The sequence below is a fragment of the Emticicia sp. 17c genome, assembly GCF_037153985.1.
In the GTDB taxonomy this organism is placed as follows: domain Bacteria; phylum Bacteroidota; class Bacteroidia; order Cytophagales; family Spirosomataceae; genus Emticicia.
The window spans coordinates 1-21,185 of sequence record NZ_JBBAYI010000017.1; the positions used below are offsets into that span (position 1 = coordinate 1).

Annotated in this window: 11 protein-coding genes and 1 pseudogene; 5 read left to right on the forward strand and 7 right to left on the reverse strand. The window is 36.4% G+C overall.

Features of this window, described 5'->3' with window-relative positions:
- Positions 1 to 57: 57 nt before the first annotated feature.
- The 5 genes and pseudogenes from WAA15_RS24610 to WAA15_RS22745 all read left to right on the forward strand — a co-directional run bounded on the left by WAA15_RS24610 (position 58) and on the right by WAA15_RS22745 (position 2,134).
- Positions 58 to 288 carry an integrase core domain-containing protein gene (locus WAA15_RS24610; RefSeq protein WP_442892825.1) on the forward strand — a complete coding sequence of 77 codons (231 nt, stop codon included), beginning with the start codon at positions 58 to 60 and terminating at the stop codon, positions 286 to 288.
- A 443-nt stretch (positions 289 to 731) separates the two neighbouring features.
- The gene (locus tag WAA15_RS24615; RefSeq protein WP_442892826.1) at positions 732 to 1,049 is read left to right on the forward strand and encodes a transposase-like zinc-binding domain-containing protein; all 318 of its coding nucleotides are present in this window, start codon (positions 732 to 734) and stop codon (positions 1,047 to 1,049) included.
- Positions 947 to 1,189: an IS1 family transposase gene (locus WAA15_RS22740; RefSeq protein WP_337045149.1), complete on the forward strand. Its 243-nt coding sequence runs from the start codon at positions 947 to 949 to the stop codon at positions 1,187 to 1,189. Before WAA15_RS24615 ends, WAA15_RS22740 begins: the two co-directional genes overlap by 103 nt.
- Before the next feature lie 32 nt (positions 1,190 to 1,221).
- Positions 1,222 to 1,428: pseudogene (locus WAA15_RS24620) on the forward strand (IS1 family transposase); the annotation flags it as partial.
- 358 nt (positions 1,429 to 1,786) lie between these two features.
- The gene (locus WAA15_RS22745) at positions 1,787 to 2,134 is read left to right on the forward strand and encodes a hypothetical protein (RefSeq protein ID WP_337045150.1); all 348 of its coding nucleotides are present in this window, start codon (positions 1,787 to 1,789) and stop codon (positions 2,132 to 2,134) included.
- Positions 2,135 to 2,249: 115 nt separating this feature from the next.
- Here WAA15_RS22745 and WAA15_RS22750 read toward each other — a convergent pair whose 3' ends face one another.
- The 7 genes from WAA15_RS22750 to WAA15_RS22780 form a co-directional block, all read right to left on the reverse strand.
- Complete coding sequence (locus tag WAA15_RS22750; RefSeq protein WP_337045151.1) at positions 2,250 to 4,592, reverse strand: fibronectin type III domain-containing protein; 2,343 nt, start codon at positions 4,590 to 4,592, stop codon at positions 2,250 to 2,252.
- A 177-nt stretch (positions 4,593 to 4,769) separates the two neighbouring features.
- Positions 4,770 to 8,213, reverse strand: a complete 3,444-nt coding sequence (locus WAA15_RS22755) for a hypothetical protein (protein WP_337045152.1) — start codon at positions 8,211 to 8,213, stop codon at positions 4,770 to 4,772.
- Between the two features lie 32 nt (positions 8,214 to 8,245).
- On the reverse strand, positions 8,246 to 9,037 hold the full coding sequence (locus WAA15_RS22760) for a hypothetical protein (RefSeq protein WP_337045153.1): 792 nt from the start codon (positions 9,035 to 9,037) through the stop codon (positions 8,246 to 8,248).
- A gap of 157 nt (positions 9,038 to 9,194) precedes the next feature.
- Complete coding sequence (locus tag WAA15_RS22765) at positions 9,195 to 9,581, reverse strand: hypothetical protein (RefSeq protein WP_337045154.1); 387 nt, start codon at positions 9,579 to 9,581, stop codon at positions 9,195 to 9,197.
- A 62-nt stretch (positions 9,582 to 9,643) separates the two neighbouring features.
- A complete protein-coding gene (locus tag WAA15_RS22770) occupies positions 9,644 to 11,560 on the reverse strand; it encodes a hypothetical protein (protein WP_337045155.1) in 1,917 nt (638 codons plus the stop codon).
- Between the two features lie 261 nt (positions 11,561 to 11,821).
- The gene (locus tag WAA15_RS22775) at positions 11,822 to 12,301 is read right to left on the reverse strand and encodes a hypothetical protein (protein ID WP_337045156.1); all 480 of its coding nucleotides are present in this window, start codon (positions 12,299 to 12,301) and stop codon (positions 11,822 to 11,824) included.
- A gap of 3 nt (positions 12,302 to 12,304) precedes the next feature.
- Positions 12,305 to 21,133, reverse strand: a complete 8,829-nt coding sequence (locus WAA15_RS22780; protein WP_337045157.1) for a LamG-like jellyroll fold domain-containing protein — start codon at positions 21,131 to 21,133, stop codon at positions 12,305 to 12,307.
- Positions 21,134 to 21,185: the final 52 nt, after the last annotated feature.

The following is a 21,185-nucleotide window of genomic DNA, read 5'->3' on the forward strand; positions in this document are numbered from 1 at the left end:
AAATAGGTGTTTCAAAAATGACCCTTTATAAGTATCTCAGATATAGAGGGGTAAGCATTGGTACTTACAACAAAGCCAACTAGTGGTTTAGATGGTAAACATAGAGCAATTGATAACGTGTTTGTAGAAAGATTATGGAGAACAATCAAAAACGAATACATTTATTTAAAGTCATATCAAAACAGTTTATATTTAAAACAAAGTTTAAAAGAATTCTTTGGTTTCTACAATCAAAGAAAATTTCATCAGAGCTTAAATTCTCAAAAGCCTGACAAAGTATATCATTAAGCTGCTTGAGTTCTCCTCTTTTCCGCGATTATTCATGAAAGAAAAAGAACGCAAAAAGAAAAGTTTACAACTATAAAAGTTGTATTTACTGTCTAAACAATAGGATACACCTCAGTAGAATTTATGAGTTACTCATGGAAATAGCTAAGGAAATAGTTAAGATTTCGCCATAAAACATTTATTAATCTGTGAAGGTTCAATAGATTCGCTACAGTTAAACCTACTTTATATTTCTTAGAATTATTATATTTTCATAGTAATTACCGATTCTTTTAAAGAAGAAATACTTTGTTTTCTCCTTGGAATTTATATCAAAATAGAAAAATTGAATCAAGATAGCTAAGAAGATAGTAGTTCTAAAAGTATGATGAGTTGAATAAATAAAACAAGGGAGCGAACTTTGCGATTATGTCTCAAATAATAGTAAAGTTAGATTGCCCCCATTGTTTCTCTGCAAAAGTATAATTCCTTTATGGGTAAAGAATGGTATAAAAAAGAATAAAGCTCAAAACTATAAGTGTAAAGATTGTAACAAGCAATTTCAGGCTGAGTACCTTTATTGGGGAGCAAATGTTTTTATTAAACGTCAGATTATCAGGTTGTTATTACATGGTAATGGAATTACAGATGTTGCAAAAACTTTAGGTGTTAGCAAAGGATGTGTTATCAGAACTATGTTGAAAACAGGGACATCTGTTATGCTAAAACCAAGCAAAAAGCATTATCAAAAGTTCAGATTGATGAGCTCCATAGCTTCGTAGGGAAGAAAAAGAAGAAGGTATGGATAATCTATGCTTATGCTGCTGAAACAGATGAAATCATAGCGGTTACTGCTGGTAAACATAGTAAAAAACAGGTAAAAGACCTTTTTAAACGACTTGACGGTATTGAAATTGATTGATTTTGTACCGCGACGCGTAGTCGGATAAATGGGACGCCTTTAAACAAGTATTGCCGTATGAGAGGCATCTAATTGGAAAACAATTTACTAGGGCAATTGAGGGTGTAAACACTTCATTACGAAACAGTTGCAAAAGATTAAACAGAAGAACTACTAGTTTCTCAAAGAAGGTTTTTAATCATTGGCAAGCCATTAAATTAACAATGCACTATAGAAATTATAAAGCATCATACTTTTGAGAATATAACCAACAATAAAATACAAAAGTATGGTGCGTTATTTGATGACGAGTGTTGGTTTCTCCTCTATTTTAACTGCTCAGAGTTATTTTGGAGTGGTTAAACACTGACTGGGTTATGCAGATGTTCTGTGGAGTGCATTTACAGAATAATCAAATGATTTGAGATAAACGTTTAATAGATAAAGATACCGAAACATTTAAAATTATCAAGACAGTTTATCAACAACAAAAACAGAAATACGTTCAGCCACAAGTTATATACCTTATAGGATAGTAAGTTTACACAAGCCTTGTATCATGCCTATTATCAGAGGAAAGGAGAATAAACCTGTGTATTTTGGTAAAAAGTACATAAGTTGCAAATAGGAGGTATCAGCATAATTGAGTACGGCAGCTATGAAGTTTTCAGTGAATGTAAATGTCTTAAATTCAATATAAACAAACGTAAAAGCACTTTTGGTTCATATACTCATATTGCTGCTGATAAAATCTATTCTACTAATGAGAATCGCAGATATGCTTCACAAAATGACATAAGAACTAATTTTATCCAGACAGGGGTTGGTAAGGATGATAAAGCCACCAAGCAAATCAAGGCTTCATTCAATGAAGAAATATCTACAAGACTGGAAGGGGGGATAGAAAAAGAACACAACCTGTTGGCAAAAAACAAAGCCAGAAGCCTCGACAGCGAACAGGTTTAGCTCTTCTTTGGAGTTTATACTGCTAATGCCCTTTTGATTGCCAAATGAAGGCAGACAGTTCAGAAACAAGCCCAAATGGTGGCTTAAATCAGATTTTTAATTACACTACAACTATCTAATAAATTATTAAAACGTCTTTCCATGCAGATATTTTTCCATCTGCAAAAATTGCTCTGATAAAATATTTGTGGGTATACGCATTTTGTGGCTCAGGGTCTATAATTGATAATTCAGCATCGTCTACCACCTCCCAAAGCGACTCTTTCTTTAGCTCTGTCGGTGTTGAAGTATTATATACAGCTTTATAAATTTCAAACTCCCTGATTGGCGGATTTCCTGCAGTCAGTGTCCAGCTTAATGATATTTGTTTATTAGCTGTGTCTTTACTGATAACGAATGTATTAATAGCCATAGGGGAAGGCGTTGTTGTTGGATTTCCGACTGTAGCCTTTAGAAATTGATAACAATCAGCAGCCGGAATACTTAGGTTTTTTGAGTCCGGGTCTTTATAACAAGACATATTGCCTGCGTCATCATAAGCATTATACGTATAGAAATAAGATTTTCCCAGAGTTACGGTATTATCTATATAAAGTGTATCGCGTTGCGTTTTTGTATATTGTTTAATAAGTGTCCAGATAGTAGTTCCTTCTTCCTGCCTCATTATTTTATGAATAACCCCTGTCTCAGGGCTTGGTATTAAAGAAAGTCTTATTTTATTCCCACCGATACTTTCATACTTAGTCTTAATTAAAGTAGGTAGAACCGGACGCTTGGTGTCAGGAATAACATAGGCCACCATGCTAGTATCTGACCCATTGTAATTATCATCATACACTTTAAGAATATAATAGACTTTTGATAAATCCAGATTCAAAGACAAGGTATCGGTAGCTGTTCTGGTAGTATTCTTCTGCAAGACTCCTCCAACCTTCTTCATATTTCTTGTATCAGCCACAATGTATAAGGTATCCGTCTCCCCTATACGTCGTTGAAGTGTATATCCCATTAAATCCGGCTCTGAGTTAGCATTCCATGTAATAGTAAGTACCTGTTTTCTATGGGTGGTATCATTCGCTGCTACGGTTACTGTAAGTCCTGTTGGTTTGGCCGGAGGTGTTTTATCAGGAGGAATAATCATTGATGGAATAGACTTCAACTCTACGTCATCTTTAGTAAGAGCACTTAACCTGTAATAATAACTTGTAGTAGTATCAATGGCATTTCTTAATTCAGCTCTGGTAAAAGAGATACTCCGGGAACCTGCAGCAATATTTGTTTTGAGCACTACATAATCAGAAGTATCTTTCTTTGAAACTTTCAAAGTATAAGGGTTTGTCTTTAACACTGTATCCATTGCAGAAATATTATCTTCCTGAGGGAATTTCCAGTAAACTGTGTATTGCTGAGTGGCTTTGCTGAATCTGATTGAATCTATCGCTGGAGCCCAAGGATACTCTTTTCTTAGCTGGATACTTTTTACATCAAAATTCTGCGTTTCATTAAAATAAGATTTCCCAACTACCCGATAATAATATTTCTGTGTTTTATTTGGCAGGGAGTCAATATAATAAATTCTATCATTTGCTGAAGCTACGCTCCCAAGAGTATCAATTGAAGAACCAGGCATATATACTAATGGTCGCTGATTTATTTTAGTGAAATTGGTACCATCTGTTGAGCGTTCTATATTATAGCCACTATAATAACCAATCAGCGATTTTCCAATCCAATCTACTGTTACCTTTTGGTAAGAAGTAGTTTTGCTTATTGCCAGATTAATATTTACCTTAGGTAATTCTCCGGTAGCGTCAGTTTCCACCTCAATATATTCACCACTAGAAATTGTATTTGGTGAAACCGGTAAAGTAGATGATACTTTATATCGGTATTTTCTGCCTGCTACTACATTATTATCGATATACCCGTGCTTGGCCATAACAGCTGCACTAAAATTGTTATTAAAAGCATAGCTCACACCAAAGTATCTATAAAATGTTTCTTCTGTTGAGGCTGTTGGAGCCCGTTTCTGGTCTGTAATACCATAATAAATAAGTGCATAGGTGCTGTCTGAAAAGAATGGTTGCCATTGAGCATAGTCATTCTCAACAACTCCTCCAAAGGTAATTGTATTACTTTGTACCCAACTACCATTAATTAATTCTTGTCTTTCAAGCGTGTAGCCCGTTCCAATTGTGTATTTCCAATGCTCTGGATTTTCCGGTATCCAACGAATCAGGATTCTATTAGATTGTGGTCTGATTAATACCTCAATTTGGGCGTTGGCAGTTACATTGGTTTTATATTTTACCAATGGGCCACTATTACTATAACCATTCCCAATTCTGGCCTCATAATCTGCGCCATCTAGGGTTTCAAAACCATCATCAAGAGTAATTTCATCACAAGCTTCATCAATAATAATCTGCCCTCCCTGAACCGTGTTTGTTCGATTCAAATTAATGGGATTAATACATGTGTCTGCAGGCGTCTCTGTTGATATGGCCTGACGTATGAATTTAGAAAAACCTGAAATTCGTCCAAATCCCACGCTAAAAATAGACAAGCACAACGCTCCGATAGCTAAAATATTTTTTATCCTTTTAGACATGTCTTTTAATTAATACAAATGATTTTAGTTATTACTACCACAAACCCCTCCTGCAGAAGAACAAATACTTCCTACATTGAGCGTGATACAAGATTGCCTACTTTTGCTAAACCATCGTGGCACAGAAACACACACCTGCCCTGTAAACCCAAATGGTTTAGGTCCTTGTAGATATACATATAATCCCATGCCTGCATCTAACAGCGTAAAGCTTAACCATCTTGTTTTTACATCTGCCTTTAATTTCACCAACGCATATAATTGTCCTTGTCCCATCCAGGTTTTGTCAGCATCCTGGCTGCCGGTTACACAAGGAGAATTGTTAGATAATAAAACATCCAGACCTGCTATGGCTAATGCCTCATAATACAAGATACTGACATTACCTTTTACACTAAACTTGGCACTGGCACCGAAAGCTAAAGCTTTTCCTGCGCTTAAATCTGTACATACCGGGCCATTAAATCTATTTTTTAGTGCCGGGAAAAAGTCAATCACCTCTTTGTCAGGCGCAGGGAATTGCGGCACGCCTTCACCAATCATAAAATAGGCATCTAGACCGGCATATATGTATGGATTGCTCCCTTGTTCATATTTAATGCCTACTCTGTTTTGTTTCGCTGCTTGTCCTATATGTACATACCAGTTGCCCGCAGGAGCAAAATGCAAAACAGCTTTCCCCATGCGGCCACCAGGCCCAATACCGGATAAATTACCCGCCTTCATATAAACCTCTAACTCCGCATGAAATGTAGAAGATGGAATATCAAGCATGAAACCGGCTGAAAAGGTAATAACACCAGTACCTGAAGGAGGAGCTCCAAAGGAGGATATAGAACCCATCGCTATATTTGCAAGTTTAGCCTTTTTAGCACTGGTTGCTTGATCCGACTCTCCTTCTTTTATATTGCTTCCATTCTGGGTCAGACTCATCATAGAATTATAACTCGCCTTCGTACCGCTTGAACTTTCATTAAGAAAATTCCCAGCAATGACCCCATTTCCATAAATAGCAATATGGTTGATACCAAAAGTGGTACTTAATGCAAAATCCAGATAGACTCGTGCTTTGTAGATAGTCTTTGCGGCGGTACCTGAGCCTGCTGACCCTCCTGTGTTCTGGATAGAGGCCATCATACGTATACCAATAGGGATTTCAGGATTAGGGCAATAAGTCAGAATCTGGCTAGCGCCAATAGTAGTACATCCATCACCAGAAGAACCAGAGCTGCCATAAGGACTAGGTTTCATGTGCCAGTATACACCAATACCTGCCCCATAAAGCTGCACCCCTGGAAATAAGTCAACCTCAATTCCCTCTACAAAACCATCTATGAACCCATATTTATAGCCAGCAGACTTATCTCTTGCAAAGAGCACATTTAATTGCACCTCAAAAGGCTTAGGCTTAGTTACTACAACAGCCAAACTTCCCTTGATTTCTTTTCTGGCATTATCTTCATAGATATCCAGAAACCCATCTATTGATACCGGTGTGATACTTCCCTTTATTTCAATGCGTCTGACAGTAATTCCTACAGGTTTCAACTTCCCTGATAGTTGGTCGTATCTTGAACGAAGAACCCAGTTAGAAGCTCCGGTAAATCTTGATTCACCTGTGGTAGCATCTTTTAGTAGGTTTATTTTAAATCCAATCTCTGTCCATAATTCATTGTCAGGGGCATTATTACCTGCAATCTGCCCTTCATATTTCTGGAATCTGGTAATAGATACCGGAAAGTTACCAAGAAGGTTATTTTCTCCGGCATCATAAGCAAATCGTTCAATACTCACATATGGGGTTTCGGTCTGAATAGTCAGGTTATAAAACTGAATACGCCCAAAATTTATCGTTTCATCTTCCTTATAATCACCTACAGAGTCCCCATCCTTTTTAGCCCCAATACTCATGACTCCACTTAGGCGAGCAAAGGGCTTAAATTTATATTTTTTAGGACTTATCTGCTGAAGACTTAAAATAACTTGTGAACCCGGGGCGATTTTACCTTTTGCCCACCAAAGTTGCATCGGAATTTCTTTCTCTGTGGTAACTGTTATTGTATAATTGCTTCGTTTTATCCCATCTATGACCCGTAAGTCAATTAAAGCTGTATATTCAAAGAGTTTGTTATCTGCTTCGTTCTCTTTGTGAACAGGCGTTTCGATTTTCCCTGTGAAACTTCCGCTTATAAATTCATTCTGGATAAATTGGATATTGAAAGAGGTAAGGCTCAGTGTCCAGCTAGAGGCATTAACTTTTTTATTTATTCCCGAGACAGACAAAGTTCCACTGAAGCCAGTACGGTCACAGATAATATTCTGACCCTGCAGCTGCAAACTCTGTATTTTTACCCTATTGCCTTCATTTTCCTTATCCTGAAATTCATGGGGTAGTATAATACTGAAACTGCCAATAAAAAATCCTTGCCATTTTTCATCAGTATCTATTCCCGAATATCCTGCCGGAAAAACAACGCTACTTGATTTCTTTGTATCACTTAAATCGACAACCAGACTAGTAACCGAAAAAGCATATTCATCTTGATTAGGTAAAGCAAATGGGGTAATACTTCCGGCTTCAAAAAGAAGGTCTCTAAGCCCATTCGTCGTATAAATCCGTAAACCTGTGGCTGTTACACGTACCGCTTCATCTTTTATTATTTCTCCTTCGTTGGTACAAGGCAATAAAACACTTCTGGGTACAACCACATCGGCTACGATATTAGCTCCTTTAAAACTACCGCAATCGAACTCCACATAACAACGGTTAGGGTCATTGTCAGAAGGGGTTTCGGTTTTATCTAAACCACCTTTGAGTTTTACAGTCCATTTTTCAAAAGGTAGCAGGTAATCGCCGAGCAGAACGGCTTTGAATGAGGATGCACTTAAACCTCCCTGTTTTGTAAAACGTAATTTTTCTATGCCAAAAAATAAATCTCTTTGCTTAATGCTGGAAGATTTACTATTGATTTTGGTCTGCAGACGTACAAATACTGTTAGTTCGGCATATTGTGCCTTGAATTCAGCACGTAGAATCCCCATCGTTACAAACGACTGGTCACCTAAGCGTTTTTTGATACCTACGGGTAAGATGGTCAGATCTTCAAAGCCGATGTCTTCTTTTACCCTGTCGGGGTTTTGGTCAAGGAACGACATTAGTTTACTTGCCGTGCCACGGTCATCCTCGGCCATTTCTGAAACAAAGGCCGGAATGTTATCCATCTTATCAACATAGGTTATTACATTTCCCTTTTGTTGCTCTTTGTATCTTTCCAGCGCAATATTGAGGTCTTGTTGCACATGAAAACTGACAGCTTTCCCTTCAAAAGCATCATTGCCAGCCACAGGTAGTGGCTGAATCACAGCGTTGGGCTTCCCGTCTTTAGGTTTGTCTTCGTCGCCTCGTTTTGCCTGAGTCGGAATACAAAGCCACAGCAATAAATGTACTACTAGTAAAATTTTTTTCATAGTGCTACGCGCTATACTATAAGGTGTGTTTATTAATAATATTCAATAGTTAATTCGCTTTCAAGGCTGGTTTGCCCCTCTTTTATCTGGTTAATGATTTGTTTAGTCAGTTTACCTTCTGTATTTGTTTCATAACTATAGGTATATTTAATGCCGGCAAATAATTTTTCACTATTTGTAGGGTATTTGTCTGTAATTTCTTCCGGATTCATCCGTGGCAGTTTTAGCTCTGTCTGATACAATTTGGCTAACAGGTTAGCCTGCACACCATACTGAAAATCCTGCTCTTCGTATCCATTTTTAATGGTGCTTTCTGTCATAGTTTCTATATTGCCACTTTTCCATTTATAGCCTACATATCTTTGGGTAGCCACGCTATTGCCTTTGATTAACTGGCGTAGGTACTCTGTTAGTTTGCCCTCAGCACCATAAGTATATTTTTCTATGTATTGCTCGCCTGAGGCCAATGTTTCGGTTACTTTGGCTAATCTGCCCAGATTATTGTACTCGTAGGTACGGTCATAATTTTGCTTGGTATCTGCAAATACTACTTTTGCAGAAAGTACTTTACCAGTAGTATCTCTTACATAGACCTCACTATTGAGCAAGGCATTATCGGCGACATTATAGGTTTTAAAGCCTGTTACAATTTTTGTTTTAACATCATACTCCCAAATGGTTTTGGTAGTAGATGATGCTGTTTTTAGGACAAAAGCTTTAATCACTCCTTTTAGCTGATTGCCAGTAGGAGAGGGAAGCAATTCATCTGCACAGCCCCATAGTATGGTGAGGGTGATGAGGATTATGGATAGTTTTTTAGTCATTATTTATACTTTTAAATCGTCATTTAGCACTTTACTCTTCTTCTTAGTATTTAAATGCATGCCTATCATACAGAGAAATGTATTATAAGTTATAGTATAAATTCGCTTCATATGATAAATAAACCTACTTCCCTGTTAGATAAAATCTCCTTAAAATCTATTCCTTTTTCCTTTTTTTTAGATGATATACAAGAAAAATGATGACATAAAATCCCTCTAACCACCCAATATAACCTGCAAACCATTGGACTGCTTCTGTAGGAAAAAGATTCTTTAAAGGGTCGTCCTTTATATATTCATAAGCTTTACCTAATAAGACAAAAAGCCATAAGGTAATTAGTATAGAAAGATTATATATAATTCCTGTAAAAAATGCTTTTTCTCTACCATATATCCTCTTTACTAGTACTATGTTCGCTATTATCAAAACTGGCAATAAAGAAATAAGAGCTAAAATAGGTCCAATAATATAAGTACTCATTCCAAGAGCACAAAGTGCCAAAAAAAACAAATTGTACTTTAGTACTTCTTTAAAATTTATCATTGAAAATCAATTTTAATAAATTATAAACTATTTTGCTTTAATAAAGTAAAGCAATGCAATTATCATGGGAAGCCCAATCTAATATATTTTGCCATTCTTTGTCCAATATATATCCGGTGATTTAAACTTAAAAAATCATAAGGCCCTGTTGGAGTAAAGTCAAATGTTGTGGTTTGTTGCCTTACTCCATTTTTGAAGTCACTCATAGCTTTAGAAAAGGCATCACCATTCCATTTCCCGTACATAAAAGATATTCCCCAATCAAGATAGCACGTAGTACAGTCACCCTCGCTAGTTCGATTAATACTATATATTGAACATTCCCAAGGTGTAATAGTTGGTAAGCCATTAGCACAATATGTTTTTACATTTCCAAATCTTTGTTGAAAATCATATTTAGTTTGAGCTATATAGTTTTCTACTTCTTGTTGCTCTATTTCTACCATTTTGGCTTCTAGTGCTGGCCCTGTAAGATTTACAGGATTTCCATTAACATCTTTAATTTTCGCACCTGGAGTTATGAGATAATCACCAAAATTTTTAAAATTCTGCTCCAAAAGTCTTTTATTAATTCCCCTCATAATAAATTCATCTTCATCATAAACATACCAAGCATTTACATTATCTGCAGCACCAACCGCTCTCCAACTTGTAACATCTGCAGCGGCTGCAAACCAATAATTATCTTTTGGTCTTGCAATTTTATCAGCCCATCTATACCAAGCATTTCTAGCAGCAATTGAAGGATACTCTGTATGTAATCGATTTCGAACATTATTTACAGCGGCCGAATAAAAAGAAATTTCATCTTCATCATAACGCCAAGGATTCCATGAAGAGCCATCTCCTCTCCAAACTATCCACTGATTAGGTTTTAGATTATCTCTACAAATCACATAATTGGGTTGTTGAAAAAATGTCAATGCTATTCTTACCTCACCACCTACATAACAATTAGTTTGATTATCTTTAGCACATGGTGTTTCCGAAGCTTTCTTTACCAATTTACAATAGTAAGTTTGTTCATATACTTTATCCAGTATAGTTTTTTGATCAAAAACTTCCTTTTTTTGCTCACAAGATTTAAAAATCGTATTACAATCCTGACTTAATGCGCCAGTTCGCATACTATTTATCTGATTGTTATTAAGTATACTTGAAGAACCACAATTAGCGCAAGTTTTCAAAGATATAATTGATGCTTTAAGATCAGCAATTGCATTAGTAACTTCATTATTACTGGCGTCTTGGGTTGGATCCAGTTGTAGTGCACTTTCAAGTTTTTTCACTTCAGATTCAATTTTCAAAACCTCATCACACGTACCAGAAAAAACTGAAAATAAATCGGTTAAATTATTTGATACTTTTTTATATATAGATAAAGCATCATCTATTATTTCATCCGCATCTAAAATATTCCCCCAATTAGTATCATATTGGGTAACTATTTTTCCTCCAGCCAACTGATAACACTCATTTATCACTGCATTTTCTAATAATACAGCGACCTTGTTGATAGTTATATTATTAATTAATTTGAATTCAATGTAGCCTTTACCATTCCAACCTCCGGCACCACCACTCGTTATTTCTGTCACCACAACTGTATAGTCCCCAACAGTAAATTTATCTCCAATTGAAAGATTTATTCCCGCCGCCGTTGTAGAGGGTACTTCAATATTGCTTGGGGCTGTACCGCAGGTAGGTACACCATCATATACTTTACAAGGAATGGCGTTTATATTTACTTTGGCTTCGCAGGTATTCTCGGGCCTCATTTTTAGGCTTAAAATGGCTACATATTCTCCTATCTTGTCAGTACTTAAAGTAGCGGCATTGGGTGCTCCCTCCATCGGGTTACCATTCAGCATCCATTGGATATTGTATGGGCTAAAATTGGCGGTTGTGCCATCTAGGTTTTCAATTCTTGTGCATGATACAAACCATGCCGATAACAGGCAGATTTGCGTGTTTATCATAAATACACAAATCTGCTTTTAAACAGGATTTTCAGTATGTCAATGAACTTGATTCCGCTTCATGCGGTGGAATAGCATTACTATGATGCTATTGTCTATCTTATTTGAATTTTACAATGCTGTGTTTCTTAATCAATTCATCAGTACAGCCCATATTATGCCTAGGGTGGTGATTAGTATGGATAGTTTTTGTATATTTTTACTTTTAAAGAATTTCATATAAATTTATGAAGCTTTAAGCCTTTATTTAATTATTAAATATTACTCAACATAACTTTGTTTTTCAATTATCCATGCGTTTTTCCCAACAAAAGTTCTAGTTTCAACAAGTTCATTATTAAGATTATATATTATTTCATCATATTGTAATAATTCCCCATCCTGAAATGAAGTTTCAGAAATAATAACTCCATTCGAATTAAACCTGCGCACAATTAGAATATCCATGTCACTAAACATCTCTTTAAAAATCAGAGAACATTTATTATTTACTATTATTTCTATTTCATAATTAATATTACTATATTCTTCTGTCAACAATTTTTTAATTAAATCTTTCTCTGCGTAGTTAGATATAAAAATAACCAACTCAATACTTCCATTTGAAATTTTTTCTACAATTTTCCCATTAAAGGAAGTATTATTAGCAATTAAAACGTATCCATTATTTGATAAATCAAATTTTTCTTTTGTAATTTTATTAGATTGAATAAGTGGATAAGAACTATAATATTCTTTCATACATTAGAATTTTAAAAATGGTGAAATATCTATTGATGAACCTTTTTTAATAATTGAGATTTGAAATCCTTTATTAGGGAATTTTGTTGAATACTCCAAATTAAAAAAGGTTCTAAAATTATCATAAAAGTTACCTGTAAATGTTCTGGTAGTTCCAGAATTATGCATGTTCACTCCTCTAATAATTCCTTTAATTTTGTCAGCCTCTATAGCTGCCTGTTTAGCTGTTGTAGCTACTTTAAACCTAGCAACTAAACTTTCGAAGGTAGCTGCGTCAACTATTATAGCAATATCTAAATCTCCAATTGCATCAATATTACTTACTCGCAAAGAACTTCCTTGAGTATATATTGAATTAGGAGGAAGATTCCAGTCTGTTGCAAGATTTTTTAATACAGTTCCAAAATCATTATATTCATTTAAGTTTTGAAATAAATTAGGATATCCCCTCTGTTTGACTATTTTCCAAAAGTCAATTTGAGAAACTAAATCACTCCAATCGAAAGTTTTATCTGGACGGCAACCATTGAATATAATGTCTTCAATTTCTTCTATTGGGATATTCTGACTTTTACCCCGCAAAACAATTTTTTCTATTTCTTCATCAGTATACGATAAAACCCAATCTCTTTTACCAGCAAGCCTATCTAAAATGTTACTTTTTATTTTTAACCAGTCTCCTGCGTTTTTTGCATACTTAAATTTAGTTTTAATTTTACCCCATGCATCATCCCAAATATTTCTTCCTTTTTCAAAGACTTCGTTTAATTTAGCAAACCCCTTTAAAAGAGTTTTTTGACGTAAAGACCATCTAAAAAAGGCTTTTGCAGAAATTTTTAATGCAGGAATTAAAGCCTCCGAAATTATATAACCACTAATTAAATTAGTACCAAGTACAGTAATGAATTTCGCAGCAAATTCTTCTTCCGTACAATCGTAACAAAAGGCTGCAGTTTCAGCAAAACTCAGTGCTAATAATTCATAATTGGCAATAAGATACTCACCAACTGGTGTTGCTCCAAAAGCAGTACCCCCTGCCTCTGCTGCTGCAAGAGCGCCTAATTCCAGAAGCACCCCAGAATTTATAATTGAGACAAAACTATACCCAATGGCATCTGCAATTTTATCTCCGGTGGTTGTTCCGAAAGGAATATTAGTGCGAGTCCAAAGGTTTGGGCAAGGCTCTTTCCCTAGTTTACAACTATCAGCCCAAACGCTCTTCTTGGCTACATTATAAACTAAACAAGATAAATTCTGGTGCCTTGTAATATAATATGTTTCTGAGGGAGTAGTAAGAGTCCAGTATTCATAATCATTAGGCTCCACGGTCCAAGTGCCTCTATATATAAGGCCGTTTGCACAAGATTCACCCGAAATTTGATTGGAAAAAACTAAGCTTTTATTTAAGAGTTGGCATTCATTTAAATTGGCAATTCCAATATCTGAAACACCTGTAATTGAAGCAAAAGATGGTAAGCTGCTATCATAACATAAACTTGTATTATTTTTGGTTTCCTTACCCTCAGGACTTGCAGAGTTAATATAAACAAAATCTAAAAAACTGTCTAGTTTGTTTTTTATCGTTTCAATAGAACATGTGGCTCCAGAATTATTTTGCCTTAAGTTCTGTCCATTATTACAATCGTTGATATAGCAGGTAGTTTCAGTATTGATTTCATCTATTTTACTTGTAAGTGAAGTCTTTTCTGAAGCATTAAGCTCCTGAAGAGAATTTATTCCAGTTTTCGAGTAAATTATCTTATTTATTTTAGATAATATATCAGATTTTTTATTTGCCGAGCAATCATAATCCGTCAATAAATCTATTATTTCAATATAAGTATTTTTTAACTCTGCCAGAAAATTAAATGCGCCGTCTTCATCTAAAATATTCCCCCACGTAGGATCATACTGCGTCTCTATTTTTCCTCCCGCTAACTGATAACATTCATTAATTACAGCATTTTGTAATAATACAGCCACCTTATTAATGGCTATATCACCAATCAATCTAAATTCAATGTAGCCTTTACCATTCCAACCTCCGGCACCACCACTCGTTATTTCTGTCACTACAACTGTATAATCCCCAACAGTAAATTTATCTCCAATTGAAAGATTAATTCCCGCCGCCGTTGTAGAGGGTACTTCAATATTGCTTGGAGCAGTACCACAAGTGGGTACACCGTCATATACTTTACATGGAATAGCGTTTATATTTACTTTGGCTTCGCAGGTATTCTCGGGCCTCATTTTTAGGCTTAAAATGGCTACATATTCTCCTATCTTGTCAGTACTTAAAGTAGCGGCATTGGGTGCTCCCTCCATCGGGTTACCATTCAGCATCCATTGGATATTGTATGGGCTAAAATTGGCGGTTGTGCCATCTAGGTTTTCAATTTTCAACGTAAGGGGGTCGAATCCTCCGCCCACTTTACGAGGCAGGCTGTAAACTTCCTGATTATTTGTAGGGTTGGTGGCTTTTATGTAGATGTCACAATTAGCCGCAATTACTTCGGTAGTGGCAGTTACACTACATCCGCCTGCACTGGCTGCGGTTGTAATAGTTACTGTATAAATACCTGCCATATTTGCATCAAAACTGGTGCGGGTTGCTGTGCGGGTATTGGCTGTATAACTATTAGGACCTGTCCAGGCATAGGTTGCTGCCGCTATATCTGTTGCCGTTAATACTAATGGGTTAGCTACTGGCGTAGGGCTATCATTAGTAGCTTTTACGGTAGCTGGTATAGCAGGTAATACTGTATACTCTTTTATTGGAGACACGTAGCCATTATTGCTAACAATACGTACATAGTAAGTACCCGGGCCCGGCACAGTTAGGGTTGGTAAAGTGGTTTTATTGAATATAGTTGGCATATCGTCAAATATATTCGGCATTGAGCTATGGTTTTCTCTCCATGCTTGTGCGTTAGTAATTGTAAACCACTGATAGCTCCAGACTGTCCCACCTGAATTAGGAGGTGCATTTGAAGCTGTTAAAGTTACAGACGTACCCGGGCATGTGGCAGTACCTCCGGTTACAATAGGAGTGATAGTGCCATTCAGGTCTACTTTTACCATTACCCAGTCCTGATTTACAGTATAATCTCCTACACACATGGCCTGATAGATACCCGGGCCTTGGCGTGTAAGGGTTGGCATACTGGCATTAGGGTTTTGCACTACTTCTAAACCAGCTTTCCAGATGACACGTCCGTAATTACATCCTGAAGCCGTAAGTGTTACATTCTCAGTTGCAGCTACTTTTAAACTACTGGCACTTACCGTTAACACACTTGGTGTGATACTTCGCGGGATAGAAGAAATATGAGTCAGCGGCATTGGTTCCAACAGGTTCTCAGCCACATATTCATCCGGTACCTGCCAGGCTACTTCTGCATCTAATGAATTGATTTCATCTTTCAGAATAACCTCAAAATAATAAGAGCGTCCTTTAGTAAGTGTAACACCCAGAGAGCGTTGTTCCCATGGACGATTGATAAAGTTATCTGCATATCCAACACACCTTGCAATCAGTCTTTTATGAGCCGGATCTTCGTCTGTACTTATCCAGAGTTCAGCCCACTCATCTGTTTTAATATAGAAAGTGTAATCTCCATTTTTAGGCGGACAGATATAACCACTCAAACGATTAACATAGCGGCTATCCTGCCATGTAGGTGCGTCTGGCCTGCCAAGAAAAGTATTAGCGGTGCTGTTTTTAAGCGAAACCTTTTGCAAACCTACCTGTACTGTATAAGGGTTAGTATTTTCAGCAATATATTGCGCCACATTCAGGTTAGCCCATTGTGTGCTTGGCATGCTTTGCAGGGTAGGCTCTAACCAGCGTTCATAGGTAATTTTATTATTTGTACTACATTCTCCTGCAGGTAATGGGCAGGCCGTAGGTTGTAGTATAAAGTTTTCTGAGGTTCCGTTAGAAGTACTTAAAGTTACTGTACTATTATCAGTTGCATCATAATGCAGGCGTTTGGTAGGATTATTCTGGGGTACCAGACTAAAAGTAAGAGCCGAGGCATTCACTACGTTGGCCTTCCATTGTTGTGCAACTTCGCTAATCCGTTTATTTTTAAGGGTAACTTCATTGGTTAATCCCTCCAGCGCCATATCATTAAAGAAAGCAGAATTGATTCTGTAAATTTCACTGCCCAAGTGCTCAAAGCGCCAGATTTCTTTTTCAGAACCCTGTGCTGCATAACCCTTTTTAATCGTATACGCCGAGGTAGTAGGGTTATAGTAAGGAGCAATAGGTTTTGGGTCACCTTCTGTTGATTTAATAATATAGCAACCTGATAAGCTACCATAATTGGCAGGAGCTATTACAACAGGTACGGCAGTGTCACAATAGGTACCATCTGTTTTCTGGTATCTTACTACATAATTGAGGGTTCCTGCTTTTACCTTATTGGCAGGTACCGTATAAGTATTGCCCGTAGCCACTTTTATTCCGGCTAACCACCACGTAATGACTGGTGCATTAGGAGATTGCACCGGAACTGGTGGAACCAATACCATAGCGTGCCCTTCGAGTTTGGCTTGTCGCTTCCCGCTTGATAAGTCTTCTACATAATTTCCTGTAGGTAGTTTATCAAATATCCAGAAGCCTACGTTGGGATATGCTGCCAGTGTGGGATCAAAATTTGTCTTATGCTGATTGACTACCGTATTTTCTAAGGCAGCAGCCCAGACGCGGAAACCATAAACAGAACCAACAAAACCTTTGCCTTTATCGGTACCTACACTGTTTGGTCCTACTATCTCAATATTTAATGGAGGAGCTACCGTAGAGGATGCTACTACCTGACCATTGATTAATAGGGTAGGTAAATTATTCTTATATACTACCGCAATATGATTCCAGCCCTTGATGAGTCCTTCATATGATAGTGCTAAACGACGGTAGCTATCTCCTTCTTCTATTAAGTTAATACCATTTGACCCTACTGATACCTGAGCTGCAGCCCTATTGGCTATCCCTCCGTTCCATCCTCTGAATAAATATTGCTGACGGCTTGCATCACTTGCGTCTCCTACACTAATACTCGACCCAGCACTCGGGTTTACCCAGGCTTCAAGTGTAAGATTCTTATATATATAATTATAGTTGGTAAAGGATATACTTGCGGTGCCGTCTAAATATAAGCCTCCTCGATCAGGATTATCAGGATTTTGCTCAGGCTGTACGTTTGCATACAATTTAGGTATAATACCTATTCCCTCTTTTATTTCTCCCGATGGGAATATAACTACATTGGTATTATTACACCACGGAGTATCTACACAGAAAACAGAAACCCCACTTTTAATCTCACAGCCATTGCTACCTTCTCGGGCTGTTACGCGATAAGGTCCAGATGTTACATTTGTAAAAGTATAAGAATTAGGGCTAACTGTAGGAATTTGCCAGATGCCCGTAGGTTTATATACTATATTGCCATCTTCATCTCTTTCTTGTTTTTCAAGATAATATTGTAAACCACCTTGCAGATTATTTGTTACTTCTAATTTAATACTTGTGGTTGTTGCTGGTGTTGTACAAGGAAGCACTTCTACTTTCGCAAATTCTATAGTACAGCATTTGAATGAACGAAGTGTGGTGTTTCTTATAGGCGTATAACCACCAGGGTAATAAACTACTACTGTATGGCTAATACCATTTTTAAACTTTTTAGGGGTAGGGAAACTGAATTGTATACGTCCACCGCCACCGTCTGAGTTTACAGGGAAGGAATATTCATCAGTATCTATCTTTACTTTTATTGTATAAGATAATTTTTTATACTTGTTTGGCTCATCAAGAATCCAACCGGTGATTTCGTCACAATTAGTATTATCCAAGTGCCCATCGAAAACTGATGTAGCTATAAAATCTACATCAATGGTTTTTTCAACAATACAACCACGGAGATTGATTTTTAAAGTATAAGTTCCTCTGTTATTGGGGTCATTTTTAGGCTTAGTAAAATTACCTGAATTACTGACCAGAGTAGATCCTTTAAACCATTCAATTGTAGCACCTTCTAAAGATTTATTAGCCCATAGTTTTAGCTCAAAATCATTAGTGCCTTCAACAAAAACAGGTCCTGCATCAAAACTACAATTAGCTATACTTACTTGTACATTTACATATTTATCACACCAAGTTCCTTCAATCAGTTTACTTATTTTTACAGTATAATATCCGTTATTAGCTAAAGAAGCTTGGGCAATAAAAGGAAACTGCTGCGTACTGTAGAAACCATTTGGGCCTGTCCACTCATACTTATCTCCTCCATCGGCTACAAAGCCTAATCTATCTCCTACCCCTACCTGACCACTAGGGCTTAAACTGTAAGCGAAGTGGAAAAACGAATTGGCACACTCATCGACATCCGTTACTGTAATGGTTTTACAGACAGGATTCGGATTACAGCTTAATTTTACACAATAGCGTCCGGAATTAGTAAAAGACACATTAGGAATAATAAGTTTTGCTTGATTTATTACTGCCGTTGCTGGGATATTCGGCCCACTCCATAGGTAAGTAGCACCTTCAATTTCAGGAACACTTAATTCTAAAGTACTCCTTTCAGGTATTTCATCGTTTATGGCATTAGTAGTAATAAGAATAGAAAGACAGTCACAAACCAATTGATGATTGACCGTTAAAGTTGTTGAAGAAAGGCTTCTTATCTTTGTTGCCCCACACGTTTGCTCGCAGATAGCCGAATATGTTCCACTTTTGGCTGAGACAGTAATTGCTTCACCTGTAGCATTATTACTCCATATAACGGTACCACTACAATCAGAAGCTTTTAGAATAGCCGTGGCATTTTTTCCACAAATATTAATACTGGTACCAGTTACCCCATTTATAGAAACTGTTGGTGGATTTACTTGCGAGGGGGGATTAATTATTACTGTATTTGATGGGTTCGAATAAATATTATTGAGTTTACATAAAGCCTGGTAACTACCGGTAGTAGTTGTTGTAGTCGAACGCTGTGAAGTCTGTGTAGCTGAGAAATATTCTTCCCATACCGATCCATTAAATTTCTCAAATCTTACAGTCGCATCAGCATGACATCCCTCTGCTGCGAGTATAACAGTTTCTGATGCGCATATAACGTTAGCCGTTGTAGTTAAAGTAGGTGCATCGTTTTTAATAATTTTTACTTCACTTGAAAAATTGCTGGGCGTACAACCATCAACCTCACATCTAACCTTATAAGTACCTTCTGAAAAATTACTAGAAGTACCTGATTTATCCTGATAAACATTATCGCTATTATACCATTTGAAGGCCCCACCATTAGGACATGTACTACCGGCTGTCACTGAGAGGGTTGTATTGTTATTAGCAATGATTACAGGAGAGCTTTGACTTATACTTGGCGTAGGAGGAGTAGCACAAGGAAGAGCAGGAACAACAATTTTTGAATTTGCCTCGCAAGTTCCTTGATTGTAAGAAACATAGTAAGTACCAGTTGCAGGACTTGTATAGGGTAAAGTAACAGTTTTTTGTATACCTGAGAAATTATTGGGACCTGTCCAGGAAAAATTTGAAATTGTATTAGAAGCAAAATCAGCACTTAATGTAAAAGTATTGTTAGTAGTATTAATTGTCGGACCATTTGTTTTCAATACATCTATTGGAAAATTACCATAAGAATCATCACATGTTAATATACCAGTTTGTGTATTAATATATTGGAAATCAAAATAAATTGTATCGCTGATATACTCAAATTTATCTCCTGCAATAGTAATACTTATATCTTTACTTTCTCCCGCATTTAAACTTTCAATAATAGTTGTACCACCACTAATAAAGTCACATATAGGAGGTTTACTTAATCCAAAAGTAACATTTGTTAAATTAAAGCTAAGATTACTTTTAATAGTCGCAGTAAAAACAAATGTATCCTCACTTCCTACGCATTCTCTATAGCGAACATTACTAAATGTAAAATGACCCAAATTAGCAATTTTACTATTTCTATTTCGAAGATCATTCTTAACATTTGCTTTTATATTATTAAAACTAAAATACGCCTTTTTTATAAAATAATCATTAAGTCCCGCATCTTTATGACTTCTTAATAAAGTAAAAAGTGTATCTTTCGTGTAATATTCAAATTTTCCTTTTATAGTAAATTCTTGTTTCGGTTTATCTTTGCTCACTTTGCCTTGAATGAAATCATAATAAGTTCCACCTGTCACGATGAAGCCTTTCGGCATAAGCATTTTTAGAGTATATTCATTTGAGCCTTCAAACGTGAAGATAAGCTGTGGAGATACATCAAGATATTCAGCAGTAATAGTAATTTCTATATCCTCTCCTAATACAATAGAATCTTTATCGGCTTGTATTCTGAAACGCACAGGATCAAAACCAAAAGCCTGAGCTTTGCGTGCTAATTCTATTGATTTTGCAGGATTGGGAATAAATGTATGCGTAACTGAATCGTATTTGTAAAAATCCAGTTCATCATAAACCGTTTTTATATATGGGAGAGGTTTGCGAAAAGGTAAAGGCTCAATAGTTCCTAAATTTGCTCTTTCTTCAAGCTCTTCTGAGTTTTGTTCTAGGTCTTTCCCAATAGTTTCATTTATACCTCTCTGAGGAGTACTATTCGTATACGAAACTAATGGGGTATTATTTGTAAGCGTAGTATCACTTACAGGTATTGGGTCAGAAACTCTATTTAGGCCTTTTTCATACGCTGATTCTCTCTTTGCTTGAAAGAATTCAATAACTGAAGATTGAATGCTGGAAGCTGGTAAAAATAAAATAAAAAACAGCGTAAGTGAGTAAATTTTTTTCATAAAAGATGGTCAAAAAAATGTTTGTCTGAATAGTATTACCTACATTAATGGA